Here is a 2,821-nt window from a genome sequence, read left to right on the forward strand (position 1 = left end):
GGACGACCCGCTGGCGCTGGAGCGCGAGGGCGATCCGCCGCGGCTGCTGATCGGTGCGTTCGTGCGCGGCGAGATCCAGGGCCGGGTGCTGGAGGACGCCTACGAGGTCCGCGCCGGCTGGCTCCACGGCGGCGACACGCTGTGGCTGATCGGCGCCGGCGGCGAGCTGGTCTTCCGCGAGGTCACGGTGGCCTACCGCGACGGTGAGCGGGTGTTCGTCGTCGGCGGCCAGACGCCCGGCGACCGGGTGGTCACCTCCGGCATCGCCACCCCCGCCGAGGGCATGCCCCTGCGTGCCGCGGAGGCGGAGAGCGGCGATGGCGGGTGAGGGCGGCGGCGTGATCGGCTGGTTCGTGCGCCACCGGGTGGCGCCGAACCTGCTCATGCTGGTCTTCCTGCTCGGCGGGCTGTACATGACCACCCGCATCACCCAGGAGGTCTTCCCGGACTTCCAGCGCGACGTCCTCGTGGTCAGTGTCTCCTACCCGGGGGCCACGCCGGAGCAGATCGAATCCGGCGTGGTCCTGCCGGTGGAGGAGGCCGTGCAGGGCCTGGAAGGCGTCGAGAAGATCACCGCCACGGCCCGAACCGGCAGCGGCCGGGTGAACATCGAGCTGATCGAGGGCTACAACCTCCAGCGCGCCTACCAGGACGTCACCCGCGCGGTGGACGACATCGACACCTTCCCGGACCAGGCGGAGGACCCGGAGATCTCCTTCAGCGGCTGGCGCCGGGACGTGCTGGACATGCTTGTCTACGGCGACGTGCCCGAGCACAGCCTGCGCGCCGCCGCCGAACGGGTGCGCGACCGCCTCCGGCAGACGGACGGCGTCACCCAGGCCGCGCTGGAGGACGTCCGCGACTACGAGATCCACATCGACGTCAGCGAGGCGCAGCTGCGGACCTACGGCCTCACCCTCCAGGACGTGGCCGCGGTGGTGGCGGAGAACTCCCGGGACCGCTCCGCCGGGCGGGTGGAGACCGCGGGCGGCGACATCCTGCTGAAGGTGGGCGAGCGCCTCACCCGGGCAGAGGGCTTTCGCGACATCGTCCTGCGCGCGACCCCGGGCGGGGGCGTGGTGCGCCTCTCCGACGTGGCTGACGTGAGCGAGGCCTTCGCCACCGCGGACGAGGACATCGGCAGCTACGACGGCAAGCCGGCGGTGGGCGTGGAGGTCTTCCGGGTCGGGCGGGAGACGCCCATCGGGGTCTCCGATGCCGTGCACCGGGTGCTCCCGGAGATCCGGGCGTCGCTGCCGCCGCAGATCGGTGTCGCCATCCGCAGCGACGCCTCGAGCATCTACAGCCAGCGCGTGGAGCTGCTGCTCGGCAACGCCTTCCTCGGGCTGCTGCTGGTGCTCGCGGTGCTGAGCGCCTTCCTGGAGCTGCGGCTGGCGTTCTGGGTGACCGTGGGTATCCCCACCGCCTTCCTCGGGGCGTTCCTGTTCCTGCCGTGGTTCGGCGTGTCCATCAACATGATCTCGCTGTTCGCGTTCATCATCGCGCTGGGCATCGTGGTGGACGACGCCATCGTCGCCGGCGAGAACATCTACGAGTACCGGCAACGGGGCCTGGGGCTGCTCCCCTCCGCGGTGCAGGGGGCGCGGGACATCGCGGTGCCGATCGTGATGAGCGTGCTCACCAATATCGTCGCCTTCCTGCCGCTGGCCTTCATCCCCGGGACCTTCGGCCAGATCTGGGCGGTGATCCCGGCGGTGGTGGGTACGGTCTTCGCCATCTCGCTGGTGGAGGCGCTGATCATCCTGCCGGCGCACCTGGGGCACACCCGCAGCGGGGCGAGCACCGGCGCGGGGGCGACGGCGCACCGGCTGCAGCAGCGTTTCAGCGCGGCGTTCAGCCGCTTCATCGACCGGGGCTACGGCGGTGCGCTGGCGCTGGCCGTGCGCTGGCGCTACGTGACCCTGGGCCTGGCGACGGCGTTGCTGGCGGTGACGCTCGCCTACGCGGCGAGCGGGCGGATGGGCTTCATCCTCATGCCCCGGGTGGAGTCGGACACCGCCGAGGTCACCGCGGTGCTGCCCCAGGGGGCCCCGGCGACGGCCCTGCGCCGGGTGCGGGACACCCTGGTCGCTGCCGCGGGCGAGGTGGTCGAGGGCAACGGCGGCGATGCCCTCAGCGACGGCGTCTATGCCGCCATCGACGGCAACGAGGTGGAGGTGCGGGTGTACATGACCCCGCCGGAGCGGCGGCCGATGAGCACCGGCGCCTTCGTGCAGCGCTGGCGCGAGGTGGCCGGTGCGATCCCCGGGGTGGAGTCCACCAGCTTCGATGCCGACCGCGGCGGTCCGGGCGGCGGTGCGGCGGTGACCGTGCAGCTGAGTCACGGCGATATCGAGACCCTCAACCATGCCGCGGCGACCCTGGCCGAGCGTCTCGGCGAGCTCGCCTACGTGCGGGACGTCGACGACGGCTACCAGCTCGGCAGCCCGGAGTGGACGATCCGTCTCACGGACAGTGGCCGGGCACTGGGCTTCACCGTCGACGGGATATCGCGCCAGCTGCGCAACGGCTTCTACGGCGCCGAGGCGGTGAAGCTGCTGCGGGGGGCCAGCGAGGTCACCGTGCGCGTGCAGCTGCCGCCGGCGCTGGCGGACATGCAGACCGCCGTGTCCTCGTTCATGCTGCGTACCGACGCGGGGCGGTACGTGCCGCTGGAGTCGGTGGCGGAGGTCAGTCACTCCCGCGCGGTGACCAGCATCCAGCGCGAGAACGGCCGCCGGGCGATGCCGGTGACCGCGGACGTGGTGCCCATCGAGCAGACCAACCGGGTCCTGCGCGAGCTCCGCGAGCGGATGCTGCC

1 protein-coding gene and 1 pseudogene are annotated in these 2,821 nt (G+C 72.2%); both read left to right on the forward strand.

Translation table 11 applies throughout. The features are described 5' to 3' along the window. A pseudogene (locus G7A99_RS17540) lies at positions 1–328 on the forward strand (efflux transporter periplasmic adaptor subunit); the annotation flags it as partial. Further along, positions 318–2,821: efflux RND transporter permease subunit (locus tag G7A99_RS17545; protein WP_163142577.1), on the forward strand; the 2,504-nt coding region annotated here is incomplete at its 3' end. The pseudogene G7A99_RS17540 and the gene G7A99_RS17545, both read left to right, overlap by 11 nt.

The sequence above is a fragment of the Arhodomonas sp. KWT genome (genome assembly GCF_010993615.1).